Annotated in this window: 16 protein-coding genes and 1 pseudogene; 11 read left to right on the forward strand and 6 right to left on the reverse strand. The window is 69.9% G+C overall.

What is annotated here, in order from left to right; all coding sequences use genetic code 11:
- Positions 1-46 precede the first annotated feature (46 nt).
- The 3 genes from ACQQ2N_RS15930 to ACQQ2N_RS15940 form a co-directional block, all read right to left on the reverse strand.
- Positions 47-676, reverse strand: coding sequence for a phasin family protein (locus tag ACQQ2N_RS15930; protein WP_440222560.1), 630 nt, complete (start codon positions 674-676; stop codon positions 47-49).
- Between the two features lie 79 nt (positions 677-755).
- The gene (locus ACQQ2N_RS15935) at positions 756-2,045 is read right to left on the reverse strand and encodes a patatin-like phospholipase family protein (protein WP_440222561.1); all 1,290 of its coding nucleotides are present in this window, start codon (positions 2,043-2,045) and stop codon (positions 756-758) included.
- A 3-nt stretch (positions 2,046-2,048) separates the two neighbouring features.
- The gene (locus ACQQ2N_RS15940; RefSeq protein WP_440222562.1) at positions 2,049-2,324 is read right to left on the reverse strand and encodes a polyhydroxyalkanoic acid system family protein; all 276 of its coding nucleotides are present in this window, start codon (positions 2,322-2,324) and stop codon (positions 2,049-2,051) included.
- 105 nt (positions 2,325-2,429) lie between these two features.
- On the opposite strand from ACQQ2N_RS15940, the gene ACQQ2N_RS15945 reads away from it, so the two are divergent.
- Positions 2,430-3,311 (forward strand): FHA domain-containing protein, encoded by an 882-nt coding sequence (locus ACQQ2N_RS15945; RefSeq protein ID WP_440222563.1) that lies wholly within the window; start codon positions 2,430-2,432, stop codon positions 3,309-3,311.
- Positions 3,312-3,318: 7 nt separating this feature from the next.
- Here ACQQ2N_RS15945 and ACQQ2N_RS15950 read toward each other — a convergent pair whose 3' ends face one another.
- Together ACQQ2N_RS15950 and msrP are read right to left on the reverse strand one after the other, a co-directional pair.
- Positions 3,319-3,936, reverse strand: coding sequence for a sulfite oxidase heme-binding subunit YedZ (locus tag ACQQ2N_RS15950; RefSeq protein ID WP_440222564.1), 618 nt, complete (start codon positions 3,934-3,936; stop codon positions 3,319-3,321).
- A complete protein-coding gene (msrP, locus tag ACQQ2N_RS15955; protein WP_440222565.1) occupies positions 3,936-4,928 on the reverse strand; it encodes a protein-methionine-sulfoxide reductase catalytic subunit MsrP in 993 nt (330 codons plus the stop codon). The genes ACQQ2N_RS15950 and msrP overlap by 1 nt, the downstream gene beginning before the upstream one ends.
- A 229-nt stretch (positions 4,929-5,157) precedes the next feature.
- Here msrP and serC point away from each other — a divergent pair, with 229 nt between their 5' ends.
- The 4 genes from serC to aroA are packed head-to-tail and all read left to right on the forward strand — an operon-like array spanning position 5,158 to position 9,784.
- The gene (gene serC, locus ACQQ2N_RS15960; RefSeq protein ID WP_440222566.1) at positions 5,158-6,243 is read left to right on the forward strand and encodes a 3-phosphoserine/phosphohydroxythreonine transaminase; all 1,086 of its coding nucleotides are present in this window, start codon (positions 5,158-5,160) and stop codon (positions 6,241-6,243) included.
- Between the two features lie 30 nt (positions 6,244-6,273).
- Positions 6,274-7,380: a prephenate dehydratase gene (gene pheA, locus ACQQ2N_RS15965; RefSeq protein ID WP_440222567.1), complete on the forward strand. Its 1,107-nt coding sequence runs from the start codon at positions 6,274-6,276 to the stop codon at positions 7,378-7,380.
- Positions 7,377-8,480: a histidinol-phosphate transaminase gene (hisC, locus tag ACQQ2N_RS15970; RefSeq protein WP_440222568.1), complete on the forward strand. Its 1,104-nt coding sequence runs from the start codon at positions 7,377-7,379 to the stop codon at positions 8,478-8,480. Before pheA ends, hisC begins: the two co-directional genes overlap by 4 nt.
- Entirely contained in the window at positions 8,477-9,784 is a 1,308-nt protein-coding gene (aroA, locus tag ACQQ2N_RS15975; RefSeq protein WP_440222569.1) for a 3-phosphoshikimate 1-carboxyvinyltransferase, read from the forward strand. The genes hisC and aroA overlap by 4 nt, the downstream gene beginning before the upstream one ends.
- A 31-nt stretch (positions 9,785-9,815) precedes the next feature.
- Here aroA and ACQQ2N_RS15980 read toward each other — a convergent pair whose 3' ends face one another.
- Positions 9,816-10,247 carry a universal stress protein gene (locus ACQQ2N_RS15980; RefSeq protein WP_440222570.1) on the reverse strand — a complete coding sequence of 144 codons (432 nt, stop codon included), beginning with the start codon at positions 10,245-10,247 and terminating at the stop codon, positions 9,816-9,818.
- 175 nt (positions 10,248-10,422) lie between these two features.
- Between ACQQ2N_RS15980 and cmk the strand changes: the two genes are divergently transcribed.
- From cmk to ACQQ2N_RS16010, 6 genes and pseudogenes are all read left to right on the forward strand, one after another.
- Complete coding sequence (gene cmk / locus ACQQ2N_RS15985; RefSeq protein ID WP_440225783.1) at positions 10,423-11,109, forward strand: (d)CMP kinase; 687 nt, start codon at positions 10,423-10,425, stop codon at positions 11,107-11,109.
- Between the two features lie 166 nt (positions 11,110-11,275).
- A pseudogene (gene rpsA, locus ACQQ2N_RS15990) lies at positions 11,276-12,958 on the forward strand (30S ribosomal protein S1); the annotation flags it as partial.
- A 97-nt stretch (positions 12,959-13,055) separates the two neighbouring features.
- Positions 13,056-13,367 (forward strand): integration host factor subunit beta, encoded by a 312-nt coding sequence (locus tag ACQQ2N_RS15995; protein WP_440222571.1) that lies wholly within the window; start codon positions 13,056-13,058, stop codon positions 13,365-13,367.
- A 43-nt stretch (positions 13,368-13,410) separates the two neighbouring features.
- Entirely contained in the window at positions 13,411-13,701 is a 291-nt protein-coding gene (locus ACQQ2N_RS16000) for a lipopolysaccharide assembly protein LapA domain-containing protein (protein WP_440222572.1), read from the forward strand.
- A complete protein-coding gene (gene lapB, locus ACQQ2N_RS16005) occupies positions 13,698-14,867 on the forward strand; it encodes a lipopolysaccharide assembly protein LapB (protein ID WP_440222573.1) in 1,170 nt (389 codons plus the stop codon). The genes ACQQ2N_RS16000 and lapB overlap by 4 nt, the downstream gene beginning before the upstream one ends.
- A 9-nt stretch (positions 14,868-14,876) precedes the next feature.
- Complete coding sequence (locus ACQQ2N_RS16010; RefSeq protein ID WP_440222574.1) at positions 14,877-15,971, forward strand: MraY family glycosyltransferase; 1,095 nt, start codon at positions 14,877-14,879, stop codon at positions 15,969-15,971.
- Positions 15,972-15,985: the final 14 nt, after the last annotated feature.

Below are 15,985 nucleotides of genomic sequence, written 5' to 3' on the forward strand. Positions count from 1 at the left end.
CGTGCATCGCACGGGGACGCCGTCGGCGTCCCCGTGCGGGAAGGCCTCAGGCCTTCTTCGCGGCCTTGGCGGCCGGCTTGCGCGCCGCCTTCTTGAGGACGGGCTTCTTCGCCGGCGTGACCGTCGCCTTGCTGAGCTGGGCGGTTTCGAGTTCGCGTGCGACATCGGCGAGCTCGTCCTTCACGCGCGACACCGAGCGCGCCGCGGCGGCCTTGGCCGTGGCCGGCTTGGCCGCGGCCTTGCGCGTCGAGCCGCCGTTGAGGGCGTGGACTTCGCGCGCGAGCTCCTCGACGCGCGCCGTCAGCGCCTTGATCTCGCCGCTGCCCGGCACGCCGAGGCGCGACAGGGCACGCGACACGCGCGTCTCGAACACCTTCTCGAGCTTGTCCCAGGTCTCCTGGCTGCGCTCGCGCACCTGGCCGACCGCCGCCTCGACGGCGCTGCGCGCCTCGTCGGACTTGCCTGCGGTGAACTTGCGCGTCTTCTGCTCGAGCGCCGAGCCTTCGCGCACGAGCGCCTCGAACATGCGCGTGCCTTCCTCCTGCGCCTTGGCGAACGCGCCGAGGCCGGCCAGCCAGATGTGCTGGGCCGATTCGACGAGCTTGCCGCCGCCGCGGCCGGACTTCGGGGCGGGCGCTTCGGACGTGGCGCGCGACTTCAACTTCGGCTTGCTCATGCTTCCCTCCATCAAGGACTTCGCGTGCGGGTGCACCCGAAAGTGAAAAAGACTAGCGCTTGCGCCTAGAGTTTCGTGCCTAGGCGGCCGGCTCCGGTCGCCGTGCCTTGCGCCCGGGGCGCTTCGCGGCACGCGCACGGTCCGGTGCGAGCGCGCGGTCGAGGTCGTCGAGGGCACGATGCAGGCTCGTCGTGGCCGGCGTGCGACGGGCCGGCTTGTCGCGCAGGCCCGACAGCAGCGTGCGGCTGTCGTCGGCGAGCACGTCCTCGCGCAGGCGCAGTCCGTGCCGCGCGAGCAGCGGGGCGAGGCGCGCGGCGTCGCGGCGCAGGTCGGCGCGCGTCGTGCGGTAGGCGTTCTCGGCCAGGCGCTCGCGATGCGCGAAGCTGAAGACGTTGGTGAAGAACATGTCGGCGTCGTCACGATCGGGCTGCAGCAGCACGAGGTCGGCGTGGGCGTACTCGCGCTCGTAGCGCGGCAGGCCGGCCTGCATGCGCGACTGCAGCAGCGTGCGGAAGGTCTGCGACATCACCGCGGGCAGGCCACCGTCGACGAGGCTCGCGCTGGCCGCCTTGCCGAGCGTGTGCGCGTGCGCGGCGTCGATCGGCACGAGCGGGTTGATCGCGAAGAGGAGATCGGCGCCCGCGTCGAGCGCGACGGAGGCGTGCAGGGTGTGGCGCAGCGCGCCGTCGACGTAATACGTGCCGTCGATCTTCACGGGCGGGTAGACGCCCGGCAGCGCCGCACTGGCCTCGATCGCGCGCGAGATCGGCACGTGGTCGTGGCCGGGCGCGCCGAAGTGCACGGCGCGGCCGCTGTCGAGCTCGACCGCGACCACGTAGAGCTTGCGTGCCAGCGTGCGGAAATCGTTGCTGCGCCCGTGCGAGGTGAACACCTCGCGCAGGAAGCGCTCGATTGCCTCGTTGTCGAACAGGCCGGTCGGCAGCATGCCGCCGAGGCGCATGAGCTGGTCGGACAGGCGCAGCTGCAGGGGATGGCGCGCGGCGTCGACGAGCCACTCGAGCACGAGGCGCGGCACGCCCGCGGCACGGCGCAGGTACTCGAACAGGGCAGGGCGCACGAACGCCTCGGGGGCGAAGCGGAACTGGTCCGAATCACCCGTGATGAAGGCGCGGCACATGTCGGCCGTGTCGAGCCGGTTGGCCAGCGCGGCGGCGACGAAGGCACCCGAGCTCACGCCGACGTAGACGTCGAGCGCGTTCATGTCGAGGCCGTCGATGGCCTCGTCGAGCGCACGCAGCGCGCCGACTTCATAGATGCCGCCGATCGGGCCGCCGCCGGCGACGGCGAGGCCGATGCGCGGCGGGCGCGAGGCTTTGCCCGGTGCGCGGGCCGTGCGCAGGTCCAGCATCGGTCAGTCGATGTGCTCGTCGAGGTATTCGTTGATCTCGGCCTCGATCTGCGGCTTGAGCATGCCCATGAGGAAACCGAGTTCGGCGAACACGTGGATCTCGCCCTTGGTCAGCGCGATGTGGCCCTTGACGCCGCTGCGCGAGAATTCGAGGGTGTTGTCCTGCCAGGCACAGTCGAGGCTGTGCTCCCTGGCGAGCTTCTTGGCGAGGGCGTCGACCGCCTTCTTCGCGTCCTTGAGGGTGTAGCCGTGCTTGCGGCGGATGTCGATGCGCGCCATGGGGGTCTCCTGTGGGTCTGCCGGCGCCGCGCGCGGCAGCGACCGCTATGATGCCCGACTCGCGGGGCGGCCCGACAGGGGCCTGCGCGAGCACGTCGCGCCCGGATGTCAGTCCTGTCACATCCTGATAGAGTGCGCCGACTTTCTGGAACTGGTGCATCGATGCGCCTGAGTTTTCCCAACGGCGAGCATGCCGACGTGACGGTCGGCGAGGGCGTCGTCAGCATCGGAAGCGCGGAAGGCAACTCGATCGTGCTCGCATCGGGCGCGTTGCAGCCGCGCCATGCACGCATCCTCGTCGATCCGCGCGGCCTCATCCTCGAGGTGACCGACGCCGCCGCGCGCACCCACGTCAACGCACGTCCCATTGTGGAGAAGGCGTTGTTGCGGCTCGGTGACGTCGTGAACGTCGGCTCGGCCGCGATCCTGCTCAAGCCCGACCGCGACGAAAGCATCGTCACCACGCTGCCTTCCGGTTCGCGCGCCGCACCGCGGCAGGGGCCGGTCTCCGTCGTGCTTCGCGGCGTCTCCGGCGCGCATTTCGGCAAGACCATCGCGATCACGGATGCCCTCGTCATCGGCCATGGGCGTGCTGCCGGGCTCGACATCGACGAGGCCGACGTGGCCGAGCGCCATGTCGCGATCGAACTGAGCGGCGACGCGATCCACCTGCGCCGCCTCGACGCACGGTCCGGCGTGACCGTCAACGGCGTCGACGTGCTCGATGCCGTTCTGCACCCTGGCGACCAGATCGCGTTCGGCCGGAACCGCTTCGTCCTCGAGGCACCGGGTTACCCGCAGCGCGGCCAGGTCGCGCTCACGCCGGCGCACGCTGCCCCCGCGATCACGCAGACCATGCAGGCGATCACGCTGCCGTCCGACGCCGTCGATACCGACGACGGCGGCAACGGCGTGTGGTGGCTGATCGCGGTCGCGGGCCTGATCGGCCTCGGCATCGCCGGGCTGATCTGGTTCGGCAGCCGCTGATACCCGATCAGGCCGCCACGCGCCGCGTGCGCAGCCATGCCGGCACGCGTGCCGCCATGAGCGCGAGGAACACGCCGGCGTAGACCAGCGGCTCGACGACCGCGATCGTCTCGCCCCACTTGACCTGCCACAGGTAGTGCAGCACGGCGGCGAGCCCGGACACATAGACGAGTTTGTGCAGGGACTGCCAGCGTCGGCCGAGGCGCCGCATCATCCCGCGCGTCGAAGTCACCGCGAGCGGCACGAGGATCAGCCAGGCCAGCACGCCGGCCGTGATGTAGGGCTTCTTCGCGATCTCGCCGAGCAGCTGCGACCAGAAGCCACCGAGATCGACGACGACGTACACGACGAGGTGCAGCGTCGCGTAGAAGAATGCGAACAGGCCGAGCATGCGCCGGTAGCGGATCCAGCCGGGCCAGCCGGTCGCGCGCCTCAGCGGGGTCATCGCGAGCGTCGCGAGCAGGAAGCGCAGCGCCCACGCACCAGTGGCGTGCTCGAGCTGGGCGACCGGGTCGGGGCCGAGCGTGCCGCGCACGCTGTCGAGCACGAGCAGCGCGAGCGGCACGAGTGCCGCCGCGAACACGAACGGCTTGCTCCAGGCGATCGCGTCGCGACGTGCGGTCATCAGTAGTTCCGGCGCAGGTCGAGGTCGGTGTACAGCGAACCGACCTGCTCGGCGTAGCCGTTGAACGGCAGGGTCTTGAGGCGGTTGCCGAACAGGTTGAAGCCGTCGCCGGCGATGCGCCGTTCGGTGGCCTGGCTCCAGCGCGGATGGCTCACGTCCGGATTGACGTTGGCGTAGAAGCCGTATTCCTCTCTCGCCGAGAGGTTCCACGAGGTCGCCGGCTGCTTCTCGGTGAAGTCGATGCGCACGATCGACTTGATGCTCTTGAACCCGTACTTCCACGGCACGACGAGGCGCAGCGGCGCGCCGTTCTGCGGCGGCAGCGTGCGGCCGTACAGGCCGACCGCGAGGATCGCGAGCGGATGCACGGCCTCGTCGATGCGCAGGCCTTCGCGGTACGGCCAGTCCAGTACGGGATAGCGCAGGCCCGGCATCTCGCCGCGGCGTTCGACGGTCGTGAAGGCGACGTATCGGGCCTTCGAGGTCGGCTTGAAGCGCTTGAGCAGCTCGCCAAGCGGGATGCCGATCCACGGGATCACCATCGACCAGGCCTCGACGCAGCGCAGCCGGTAGATGCGTTCCTCGAGCGCGTGCGGTTTGAGGATGTCCTCGAGCGTGAACGTGCCGGTGACCTCGGCCTCGCCGGCGATCTCGACACTCCAGGGCTCGGATTTGAACTTGCCGCTCGTGCGCGCGGGATCGGCCTTGTCGGTGCCGAACTCGTAGTAGTTGTTGTAGGTGGTCGCGTCGCGTGCACGCGTCGGTGCCTCGCGCGTGCTGTACGGGCTGCCGGTGGTCGCCGACAACGGACGCCCCCATTCGGGCTCGGCTTCCGGTGCCGCCGCCGCGGCTTCGGCCTCCGAATCACGCGAGCAGCCGGCGAGCAGGGCCGGCGCGAGCAGCATGCTCTTGAGCAGCTCGCGGCGCCGAGTCCAGACGGCCTCGGGCGTGATCTCGGATGACGGGATGCGGGGCGGGCGGTAAGCGGGCATGGGCGACTCCGGCAGGCGTCGGGGTTGGAACGCAGGGTACGACGCCGGTTCCCCTCCTGCGCGCACGTGATCGCAAAACCTTCATGTGTACGTCAGGCGGCGCGCCACGGATGCGGCGTCGGACCGCCCCGCGCCGGCTTGCCGCGATGCATCATGCGGCATACGCTTCCGCGTCCTCCGGCACGTGCCGGTTCGCGGCCCCGCCGCACGCCTGCCGGCGGGAGTGATCGTGAGTCGAGCCTACAACTTCAGTCCAGGTCCCGCGGCGCTGCCCGAGGAGGTCCTGCGCCAGGCGCAGGCCGAACTGCTCGAGTGGAACGGCGAGCGCGCCTCGGTCATGGAAGTGAGCCACCGCGGCAAGGCCTTCATGGCGCTGGCCGAGGAGTCCGAGGCCGACCTTCGCGACCTCGTCGGCATCCCGGCCGATTACGCGGTGCTGTTCCTGCAGGGCGGCGCGACCCAGCATTTCGCGCAGATCCCGATGAACCTCGCCGCGCCTGACCGTTCGGCCGACTACATCGTGTCGGGCGCCTGGGGCGAGAAGGCCGTGCGCGAGGCCGCGCCGTACGTCGGCGTGCGCGTCGCCGCGACGTCGGAGGCGAGCGGCTTCACCGACCTGCCGCCGCGTGCCGACTGGCAGCTCGATCCCGGCGCGGCCTATGTGCACGTGACGAGCAACGAGACCATCCACGGCGTGCAGTTCCACGCCGATCCCGACGTCGGCGACGTGCCGCTGGTCGCCGACATGTCCTCGGACATCCTGTCCAAGCCGCTCGACATCACGCGCTACGGCCTCGTCTATGCCGGCGCGCAGAAGAACATCGCCGCGGCCGGACTCGTCGTCATGATCGTGCGGCGCGACCTGCTCGCGCGGCGTCCGGTAGGGCTGGCCAAGATCCTCGACTACGCCGAGCACGCCGCGCAGGGTTCGTTGCTCAACACGCCGAACACGTTCGGTTGGTACCTCGCCGGGCTCGTGTTCAAGTGGCTCAAGGTGCAGGGCGGCCTCGCCGCGATGGGCGAGCGCAATCATGCCAAGGCGACGCTGCTGTACGACGCGATCGACGGCTCGGGCGGCTTCTACACGAATCGTGTCGCGCCCGCGGCGCGCTCGTGGATGAACGTGCCTTTCACGCTGCCGCGTGCCGAACTCGATGCCGCGTTCCTCGCCGAGTCGAAGGATGCCGGCCTGCTCGCGCTCAAGGGCCACAAGGCCGTCGGGGGCATGCGCGCCTCGCTCTACAATGCGATGCCGGTCGAGGGCGTGCGCGTGCTCGTCGATTTCATGCGCGACTTCGCGCGCCGCCACGGCTGAGCCGTCGCTTCCCACGTTTTCCGGATCCCCATGAGCCAAGAACCCGAATCCAGCGCCACGCCCTCGCTCGCCGAAGTGCGCGCGCGCATCGACGGCATCGACCGCAGCATCCAGTCGCTGATCGCCGAGCGTGCGCGCTTCGCGCACCAGGTCGGCCTCGCCAAGGGCCCGCTGGCCGCCGCGATCGACTACTACCGGCCCGAGCGCGAGGCGCAGGTGCTGCGCATGGTCGTCGACCGCAACGAGGGCCCGCTCAGCGACGAGGTGCTCGTGCACCTGTTCCGCGAGATCATGTCGGCCTGCCTCGCCCAGCAGGAACCGCTCAAGATCGGCTTCCTCGGTCCCGAGGGCACCTTCAGCCAGCAGGCCGTGCTCAAGCACTTCGGCCGTTCCGCGCACGGCATGCCGATGGCGAGCATCGAGGAGGTCTTCCAGGAGGTCGAGAACGGCAACGCCGATTTCGGCGTGGTGCCGGTCGAGAACTCGGGGCAGGGCACGATCCAGGTCACGCTCGACATGTTCCTGACCTCGAACCTCAAGATCTGCGGCGAAGTCGAGCTGCGCGTGCACCAGTTCCTGCTGTCGCGCTCGGGACGCATCGAGGACATCGAGCGGATCTACTCGCATCCGCAATCGTTCGCGCAGACCCAGGGCTGGCTGCGCGGCAATCTGCCGAAGGTCGAGAAGGTGCCCGTATCGAGCAACGCCGAAGGCGCGCGCCGCGCGCGTGCCGCCGACGACGCCGCGGCGATCGCGGGCGAGGCCGCGGCCAATGTCTACGGCCTGCGCAAGGTCATCATGAGTCCGATCGAGGACAACAAGGACAACACCACGCGCTTCCTCGTGATCGGCCGCCAGCTGTTTCCCGCCTCGGGCCACGACCGCACCTCGGTGCTGGTCTTCATCAAGGACCAGCCCGGTGCGCTGTTCAACGTGCTGAGCCCGTTCGCGCGCCACGGCGTCAGCATGAGCCGCATCGAGTCGCGGCCGTCGCACCAGGCCAAGTGGGAGTACGCGTTCTTCATCGATCTCGCCGGCCACGTCGAGGATGAGCCGATGCGCCAGGCGTTCGCCGAACTCGAGGAGCACGCCGCGCAGGTCAAGGTGCTCGGTTCCTACCCGGTGGCGGTGCCGTGAGTTTCGACGCGCTCGCGCGGGCGATGCCCGCGATCGCCAGGCTGCGCGCCTACGACACAGGTTCGGACAAGCAGGGCGCGCGCGAGCGCACCCGGCCGCCGGCCGAACTCGGCTCGAACGAGAATCCGTACGGCCCGTCGCCGCGCGCGGTCGAGGCGATGACGGCGGTGCTCGCGAACGCGCACCGTTATCCCGATCCCGACGGCAGTGCGCTCAAGCGCACGCTCGAACGCCGCTTCGGCGTCGCGCCGGCCGGCATCACGCTCGGCAACGGGTCGAACGAACTGCTCGTGCTGCTCGCGCAATGCTTCGCCGGTCCGGGGCGTTCGGTGGTGTTCTCGCAGTACGCATTCGCGGTCTACGCGATCGCGACGGCTGCGGTCGGCGCCGAGGCGATCGTCGTGCCGGCGCTGCCGCGCGACCACGCGACGATGCCGCTCGGCCACGATCTCGAGGCGCTCGCCGCCGCGGTGCGCGAGGACACGAGCCTCGTGTTCCTCGCCAACCCGAACAACCCGACCGGCACCTGGTTCGACGACGCGGCACTGGCCGCGTTCCTCGCCAGGGTGCCGCGCGAGGTCATCGTCGTGCTCGACGAGGCCTACCTCGAATTCGCGACCGCACCGGGCCTCGGCCCCGCGACCGCGTTGCTCGCGCGTCATCCCAATCTCGTCGTGGCGCGCACGTTCTCGAAGGCCTACGGGCTCGCCGCGCTGCGCCTCGGCTATGCGGTCAGTGACCCGTCGGTCGCCGGCGTGCTCGCGCGGCTGCGCCAGCCGTTCAACGGCAACGCGCTCGCACTCGCCGCGGCGACCGCCGCGCTCGAGGACACGGACTACCTCGACGACACCGTCGCCCGTGTCGTCGCCGACCGCGACGGGCTTGCCGATGCATTGCGTGCGCGCGGCTTCGGCGTGCTGCCGTCGCAGGGCAACTTCCTCATGCTCGACGCGGGCGACCGTGCCGCGGCGATCGCGCAGACCTGGTACGACGCCGGCATCATCGTGCGCCCGATGGGCGCGTACGGCCTGCCGCAGATGCTGCGCATCAGCATCGGCACGCGTGCCGAGAACGAGCGCCTGCTCGAGGCCCTCGCATGAGCGCGCTGCGCTGGACCAGTCGCCGCGGACGCGCGCTGGCGGGCGAGATCCGCGTGCCGGGCGACAAGTCCGTCTCGCACCGCGCGGTGATGTTCGCCGCGCTCGCCGAAGGCACGTCGCAGGTCGACGGCTTCCTTGAAGGCGAGGACACGCGTGCGACCGCCGCCGCGTTCGCGCGCATGGGGGTACGCGTCGAGACACCGTCGCCGTCGCGCCGCATCGTGCACGGCGTCGGCCTGCACGGGCTGCGCGCGGCCGATGGCGCGATCGACTGCGGCAACGCGGGCACCGGCATGCGCCTGCTCGCGGGCGTGCTCGCCGCGCAGGCCTTCGACAGCGTGCTCGTCGGCGACGCCTCGCTGTCGAAGCGCCCGATGGGGCGCGTCATCGATCCGCTCGCGGCGATGGGGGCGTCGATCACGGCGGGCGACGGCGGTCGTCCGCCGCTGCATGTCGCCGGCGGTCGTGCACTGCGTGGCATCGCGTACACGCCGCCGGTCGCGAGTGCCCAGATCAAGTCCGCGGTACTGCTCGCCGGTCTCTACGCCGAAGGCGAGACCGAGGTGCGCGAAGTGCACCCGACGCGCGACTACACCGAGCGCATGCTCGCCGCGTTCGGCTGGCCGATCGCGTTCGGCGACGGCTGGGCGAAGCTCACGGGCGGCCACCGCCTGCACGCGACCGACGTCGTCGTGCCGGCCGACTTCTCGTCGGCGGCGTTCTTTCTCGTCGCGGCGACGCTGGTGCCGGGTTCCGACCTCGTGCTGCGCGCGGTCGGCCTCAACCCGCGCCGCACCGGCCTGCTTGAGGCACTGCGCCTCATGGGCGCCGACATCACCGAGGAAGGCCGCAGCACGCAGGGAGGCGAGGTCGTCGCCGACCTGCGCGTGCGCCATGCGCGCCTGCGTGGCATCGACGTGCCGGTCGAGCTCGTGCCCGACATGATCGACGAGTTCCCGGTGCTGTTCGTCGCCGCGGCCGCCGCGAGCGGGACCACGCGCGTGACCGGCGCGGCCGAGCTGCGCGTCAAGGAATCGGACCGCATCGCGGTCATGGCCGACGGCCTGCGGGCGCTAGGCGTGCGCATCGACGAGACGCCCGACGGAGCGGTCATCGAAGGCGGCAGGCTCGGCGCGGGCGAGGTCGAGAGCCACGGCGACCATCGCATCGCGATGAGCTTCGCGGTCGCCGGGCTGGTCGCCGAAGGCACGATCGGCATCGGCGACTGCGCCAACGTGGCGACCTCGTTCCCGGGCTTCGTCGCGCTCGCCAACGGCTGCGGATTCGCGATCGACGCACCGTGATGCCACCACGGCGCGCCGCGCGCGCCGTGGTTCAGCGGTAGACCAGCACCGGCACCTTCGAGTGCGTGAGCACCTTCTGGGTCTCGCTGCCGAGCAGCACGGCCGACAAGCCCTTGCGGCCGTGCGAGGCCATGAGCACGAGGTCGCAGCCTTCGCGTGCCGCCGCGTCGACGATGCCGCGCCAGACCGCCTCGCAGTCCTCGGCGACACCTTCGCAGGGCACGCCGGCCGCCCTGGCGCGCTCGACGACGGCCTGCACGCGCCGCTTCGCGCCGGCCAGCGCCTGTTCGCGGAAGGCAGCCTGATCCACGAACGCACCTTCGGCGTAGGTCATCGCATAGACCTCGGCACCGGCCCAGGCGGTGAGGCGCGCGCCGAGCGCGGTGGCGAGGCGGATCGCGTTGTCGACGGCGAGGTCGGACAGTTCGCTGCCGTCGGTCGGAACGAGCAGATGCGTGTACATCGCGGAATCTCCGGGGGGGACGATGCCCGCAGTCTCGCCGTGCGTGGATGACTGTGCGTTGACGCCGGTCAAGCCAGGGCCCCAGGCGCTACAATGACGGTTTGCGCGGCAGCACACGCGCGGCACCCCACGCGTGCCGTGCGCCGCCGCGCCCGAGACCCGAGGTCGCGACCCGATGCCCAAGAGCGCCACGCCGATTCCCGTCCTCACGATCGACGGCCCGTCCGGGTCCGGCAAGGGCACGATCAGCCGGCTCGTCGCCGACCGGCTCGGCTGGCACCTGCTCGATTCGGGGGCGCTGTATCGCGCGGTCGGCTACGCGGCCGGGATGTCGGGTGTGGACCTGACCGACGAGGCCGCGGTCACGCGCAGCGCCGAGGCGACCCGCATCGTGTTCCGCGATCCCGGCGACGGCGGCGAGACCCGCGTGGTCGTCAACGGCCACGACGCCACCGACGAACTGCGCACCGAGACGGCCGGTGCCGCGGCGTCCGCGATCGCGGCGTTCCCGGGCGTGCGCGCGGCGCTGTTCGACAAGCAGCGCGGCTTCCGCAAGGGACCCGGACTGGTCGCCGACGGCCGTGACATGGGCACCGTGATCTTCCCCGATGCACCGTTCAAGGTGTTCCTCACCGCGAGTGCCGACGAGCGTGCGCGCAGGCGGTATAAGCAGTTGAAGGATAAGGGGTTGAATGTTACCCTCTCCGCCCTCCTGCGCGAGATCCAGGCGCGCGACGAGCGCGATGCCGCCCGAGTGGTGGCGCCGCTACGCCCGGCAGACGACGCCCTGACGATCGATACCACAGGTATCCCGGTCGACGGCGTGGTCGCTGCCGTGCTTTCCGTCGTTCGTCCCGCCTGATCGCGGGCAGGAGGAAAACCGTCCCGGCGCACGTCGTGCTCCGGTTTCAACCCATGGCATGCCTGCATGCCCCTGACAGGTGGACCGAACCCGTTTTCGTGCGCCAGCGTGCCACACCGGTGTTGCGGTCTGTTGTCTCCCACTGGAATCCAACATGAATGCAAGTCTCGCCGAAACCATGACCGAAAGCTTTGCCGAACTCTTCGAGCAGAGCCAGCAGTCGATCGCCAAGCTCAAGCCTGGCTCGATCGTGCTCGGTACGGTCGTGGAAATCCGCTCCGACGTGGTCGTGATCAATGCCGGCCTCAAGTCCGAGGGCGTCGTTCCGATCGAGCAGTTCCGCAACGATCAGGGCGAACTCGAAATCAACGTCGGTGACGAGGTCAAGGTCGCCCTCGACTCGATCGAAAACGGCTTCGGCGAGACGGTCCTCTCGCGCGAGAAGGCCAAGCGCTCGCTCGTGTGGGACGAGCTCGAGGAGATCCACTCGAAGAACGAGAGCGTCGTCGGCCGCATCTCCGGCAAGGTCAAGGGCGGCTTCACGGTCGACATCAAGGACGTCCGCGCGTTCCTGCCGGGTTCGCTCGTCGACGTGCGCCCGGTGCGCGACCCGTCGTACCTCGAGGGCAAGGAACTCGAGTTCAAGATCATCAAGCTCGACCGCAAGCGCAACAACGTCGTCGTCTCGCGCCGCGCGGTCGTCGAGAGCGAGTTCAGCGTCGAGCGCGAGCAGCTGCTCGACCGCCTGCAGGAAGGCGCGGTCGTCAAGGGCGTCGTCAAGAACCTCACCGACTACGGCGCGTTCGTCGACCTCGGCGGCATCGACGGCCTGCTGCACATCACCGACATGGCGTGGAAGCGCGTCCGTCACCCGAGCGAAGTCGTCAACGTCGGCGACGAGCTCGACGTGCGCGTCCTCAAGTTCGACCGCGAGCGCAACCGCGTCAGCCTCGGCCTCAAGCAGCTCGGCGAGGATCCGTGGGTCGCGATCAGCCGCCGCTACCCGAGCGGCACGCGCATCATCGGCAAGGTCTCCAACGTCACCGACTACGGCTGCTTCGTCGAGCTCGAGCCGGGCGTCGAGGGCCTCGTCCACGTGTCCGAGATGGACTGGACGAACAAGAACGTCAACCCGTCCAAGGTCGTGCAGGTCGGCGACGAGGTCGAGGTCATGGTGCTCGACGTCGACGAAGAGCGTCGTCGCATCTCGCTCGGCATCAAGCAGACCCGCGCCAACCCGTGGGAAGCGTTCGCGGCCATCTACAAGAAGAACGACAAGGTCGTCGGCAGCATCAAGTCGATCACCGACTTCGGCATCTTCATCGGTCTCGACGGCGGCATCGACGGTCTCGTCCACCTGTCCGACATCTCGTGGCAGGCCTCGGGCGAAGACCTCGTTCGCAACTTCAAGAAGGGCGACGAGATCGAGGCGGTCGTGCTCGCGGTCGATCCGGAGCGCGAGCGCATCTCGCTCGGCATCAAGCAGCTCGAGCAGGATCCGTTCGGCCAGTTCATGGCGAACCACCCGCGTGGCAGCATCCTCAACGGCACCGTGAAGGAAGTCGACGCGCGCGGCGCGACGATCGAGATCGCGGACGGCATCGAGGGCTACCTGCGTGCGAACGACATCGCCAAGGAGCGCATCGAGGACGCCACGCTGCACCTGAAGGTCGGCGATGCGGTCGAGGCCAAGTTCATCGGCATGGACCGCAAGGGCCGCACGCTGCAGCTGTCGATCCGCGCGAAGGACGAGGAAGAGCTGCAGTCGGTGCTCGACGAGTACTCGGGCAGCACCGGTGCGACGACCCAGCTCGGCGCGCTGCTCAAAGAGAAGTTCAACCGCGATTGATCGCGGTCCGGTGCCGCCCGCGAGGGCGGCACCTGCTGGATACGTGGCGCCCACCTCGCGGTGGGCGCTTTTTTGAACCCCGCCATTCCGTACCGCGATGACCAAATCGGAACTGATCGAAGCCCTGTCCGCACGCCAGCAGCACCTCGCTGCGAACGACGTCGAACTCGCGGTCAAGAGCCTGCTCGAGCAGATGACGCATGCGCTCGCGGAAGGCGACCGCATCGAGATCCGCGGTTTCGGCAGTTTCTCCCTCCATTTCCGCCCGCCGCGCATGGGCCGCAACCCGAAGACGGGTGATGCGGTCGCGTTGCCGGGCAAGCATGTGCCACACTTCAAGCCGGGCAAGGAACTGCGCGAGCGCGTCAACGGCAGCACGGCGCCGATCGTCGAGTCCGAGGACGAGTAAGCCGCTCCGACCCCGTCCCGCGGCCTCTCCGGAGATCCTCCCCATGCGCCTGGGCGCCGTCGTGCTGGTCCTGCTGTTCGCCGTGTTCGGCGCCACGTTCGGTGCGCTGAACGCCGAACGCATCGCGCTCGATCTCTACCTCGTCGATGTCGAGGTGCCCAAGGGCGCTGCTCTGCTCGCCGCGCTGCTCGCCGGCTGGGTGCTCGGCGGCCTCGTCGTGTGGACGTTGCGCGTGCCGCGCCTCAAGCGCGAGGTGCGTGCGGCCCGTCGCAGCGCGGCCGAACTGCGCACGCGCCTGGAGTCCTCCGAAGGCACCGCCACCGACCGCGCATGACCACGCTGCTGCTGGTCCTCCTGCTCCCGGTCGCCGCATTGTCCGGCTGGTATGTCGCGCGTCGCGGCAGCGAGCGCACCTCGGGCGCGCGCGTCAGCGAGCTGTCGACCAACTACTTCCGCGGCCTCAACTACCTGCTCAACGAGCAGCAGGACAAGGCGATCGAGGTGTTCCTCAAGGTCGCCGAGTACAACCGCGACACGATCGAGACCCACCTCGCGCTCGGCAACCTGTTCCGCCGCCGCGGCGAGGTCGATCGCGCAATCCGCGTGCACCAGAACCTCATCGCGCGCCCCGGCCTGAGCGGCGAGGAGAAGACCGTCGCGCTGCTCGAGCTCGGCGAGGACTACATGCGCGCCGGCCTTCTCGACCGCGCCGAGACCCTGTTCACCGATCTCGTCGCGATGGACGCGCTCGCGCCGCCGGCACTGCGCCACCTCGTGTCGATCTATCAGCACGAACGCGACTGGGCCAAGGCGATCGACCATGCGCGCAAGCTCGAGCAGCTGACCGGCGAGTCGCAGGGCACGCTCATCGCGCAGTTCCAGTGCGAGCTCGCCGAGCAGGCGCGTGCGCGCGGAGCCTGCGACGAGGCGCGCGCCGCGCTCGACGCGGCGTTCGAGGCGCAACCCGACAGCGTGCGCGCGAGCATCGTGCTCGGCCATCTCGAGGCCGCGCAGGGCAATGTCGATGGAGCGATCGCGGCCTTCGAACGTGTCGCCGTGCGCGACCTCGACTACGTGCCCGAGATCCTCTCGCCGCTGCTCGACTGTTACGCCCGTGCGGGCCGCATGCAGCGCGCCGAGGAGTTCCTGCTGCAGATCAACGAGCGCTACCAGGGTGTCTCGCCCGTGCTCGCGCTGGCCAAGCTCTACGCGCGCACGCAGGGCGAACCGGTCGCGATCGAGTTCCTCACGCGCCAGCTGCGCCAGCGCCCGTCGGTGCGCGCGCTCATGGCGCTCATCGACGTCAACCTGCATACCGCGCAGGGCGAGGCACGCGAGGGCTTCCTGATCCAGCGCGACCTCGTGCGCAAGCTGCTCGAGGGCCAGGCCATGTACCGCTGCTCGCGCTGCGGCTTCGGCGCGCGCGCGCACCACTGGCAATGCCCGAGCTGCAAGAGCTGGGCGTCGGTGCGCCCGATCCACGGCGTGGTCGGCGAGTAGGCGGGCAGGGTGGAGGCCTGGTCGATCGCGGCCTGGGGCATCGTCGCGCTGTGCGTGCTCGCCGCGTCGGCCGGCGTGACCGCATGGAGCCTCGCCTACGCGCGGCGCCGCAACCTGCTCGACCAGCCTGGCCAGCGTCGTTCGCACACGATGCCGACGCCACGCGGTGGCGGCATCGGCATCGTCGCGGGCGTGCTCGTCGCCAGTCTGCTCGTGCTCGTGGCGAGCCACGGCGTGGATGTGCCCGCGCTGCTCGCGATTTCGGTCGCGACGCTGCTCGTCGCGGCGGTCGGCTGGATCGACGACCACCGCGGGCTCGGCGCACGGCCACGCCTGCTCGCACACCTCGCCGCGGCGATCGTGCTGCTCGTGGCGACGCCGCTCGCCGGTCTCGTGGTCGCGGGAAGCGCACTGTGGATCGCGTTGTCGGTGATGCTCGTGGTCGCGATCGCCTGGTCGGTCAACCTGCACAACTTCATGGACGGCATCGACGGCTTGCTCGCGACCCAGGCGCTGTTCGTGTTCACCGTGCTCGCGGCGCTCTGCGCGATGGCCGGACGTGTCGTCGAGGCCGAGCGCATCGGCCTTTTCGCGGCCGCGACGCTGGGCTTCCTGCCGTTCAATTTCCCGCGCGCGCGCATCTTCATGGGTGACGTCGGCAGTGGCGTGCTCGGGCTGCTCGTCGCGGTCGCGATCGGCTGGCAGATGCTCGCGCCTCCGGTCGCCGTGGCGAGCGGGCTGGTCGCGTGCTCGGTGTTCGTCGTCGATGCCACGGCCACATTGCTGTGGCGCATGGTGAACGGGCGTCGTTGGTATAGTGCGCACCGCGAACACCTCTACCAGTGGCTCGTGCGCGGCGGTCGTTCGCACAGGCGGGTGACCGGCATGTACATGGCGTGGAACCTCGTGGTGGTGGTGCCTGTCCTTGCATGGATGAACCACGGGTTGGCCATGCCTGCGACGAACGCTCCCGTCACGGCGTCGTCGTACACCGGCCTGGGCGTCGAGGGTCTCGTCGTCGCCTACGGGCTGGCGACGCTGGCCTGGCTCATCGGCAAGCGTCATTGCATCCGTGCGGCGCGTCACCGTCTCCCGAGGTCGTAGTGCCCAATCCGCTC

The sequence above is a fragment of the Dokdonella aquatica genome, from assembly GCF_051987395.1.
In the GTDB taxonomy this organism is placed as follows: Bacteria; Pseudomonadota; Gammaproteobacteria; order Xanthomonadales; family Rhodanobacteraceae; genus Dokdonella.

What these genes read in the sequence shown, in the direction of transcription:
- ACQQ2N_RS16000 (WP_440222572.1), top strand. Translation starts at nt 13,411, where the DNA reads ATGCGCCTGGGCGCCGTCGTGCTGGTCCTGCTGTTCGCCGTGTTCGGC.
- pheA (WP_440222567.1), top strand. Translation starts at nt 6,274, where the DNA reads ATGAGCCAAGAACCCGAATCCAGCGCCACGCCCTCGCTCGCCGAAGTG.
- ACQQ2N_RS15930 (WP_440222560.1), bottom strand. Translation starts at nt 676, where the DNA reads ATGAGCAAGCCGAAGTTGAAGTCGCGCGCCACGTCCGAAGCGCCCGCC.
- msrP (WP_440222565.1), bottom strand. Translation starts at nt 4,928, where the DNA reads ATGCCCGCTTACCGCCCGCCCCGCATCCCGTCATCCGAGATCACGCCC.
- lapB (WP_440222573.1), top strand. Translation starts at nt 13,698, where the DNA reads ATGACCACGCTGCTGCTGGTCCTCCTGCTCCCGGTCGCCGCATTGTCC.
- ACQQ2N_RS15980 (WP_440222570.1), bottom strand. Translation starts at nt 10,247, where the DNA reads ATGTACACGCATCTGCTCGTTCCGACCGACGGCAGCGAACTGTCCGAC.
- cmk (WP_440225783.1), top strand. Translation starts at nt 10,423, where the DNA reads ATGCCCAAGAGCGCCACGCCGATTCCCGTCCTCACGATCGACGGCCCG.
- ACQQ2N_RS15950 (WP_440222564.1), bottom strand. Translation starts at nt 3,936, where the DNA reads ATGACCGCACGTCGCGACGCGATCGCCTGGAGCAAGCCGTTCGTGTTC.
- ACQQ2N_RS15995 (WP_440222571.1), top strand. Translation starts at nt 13,056, where the DNA reads ATGACCAAATCGGAACTGATCGAAGCCCTGTCCGCACGCCAGCAGCAC.
- ACQQ2N_RS15935 (WP_440222561.1), bottom strand. Translation starts at nt 2,045, where the DNA reads ATGCTGGACCTGCGCACGGCCCGCGCACCGGGCAAAGCCTCGCGCCCG.
- ACQQ2N_RS15940 (WP_440222562.1), bottom strand. Translation starts at nt 2,324, where the DNA reads ATGGCGCGCATCGACATCCGCCGCAAGCACGGCTACACCCTCAAGGAC.
- ACQQ2N_RS15945 (WP_440222563.1), top strand. Translation starts at nt 2,430, where the DNA reads ATGTCAGTCCTGTCACATCCTGATAGAGTGCGCCGACTTTCTGGAACT.
- aroA (WP_440222569.1), top strand. Translation starts at nt 8,477, where the DNA reads ATGAGCGCGCTGCGCTGGACCAGTCGCCGCGGACGCGCGCTGGCGGGC.